Origin of the sequence: Komagataeibacter intermedius TF2, assembly GCF_000964425.1 — a bacterium.
Lineage (GTDB): Bacteria > Pseudomonadota > Alphaproteobacteria > Acetobacterales > Acetobacteraceae > Komagataeibacter > Komagataeibacter intermedius.
This window is the reverse complement of the sequence record NZ_BANF01000430.1, coordinates 1-260: the sequence shown is the minus strand read 5'-3', so window position 1 is coordinate 260 and position 260 is coordinate 1. Positions and strand designations below refer to the sequence as shown.

General features: G+C 59.6%; 1 protein-coding gene. It reads right to left on the bottom strand.

From position 1 onward, the window contains the following. Positions 1–260: hypothetical protein (locus tag B7449_RS17900; protein WP_048883987.1), on the bottom strand; the 260-nt coding region annotated here is incomplete at both ends.

Sequence of the window (260 nt, the reverse complement as noted above, 5' to 3'; positions counted from 1 at the left end):
CGCGGCAGGGCGTTGATGTGCTCGTCTGAAGTAAGCCCCTGTGCGGCATCAATCGTCATGGCATGTCCGAACCCCAGCAACACCCGATCAGTCTTCACATCACGAAACCGCCGCCATTCGACATCAGCAACAAGCCCGTCCTTCGTGCGGACGCGAAGCCCGACATCGCCATGGGCCAGAACCTCCACCACATCGCCATTATTTCCGACCGTGGCACCCTTTCCATCCACACTGCCCCATGTCCGACGATACAGCCGAAG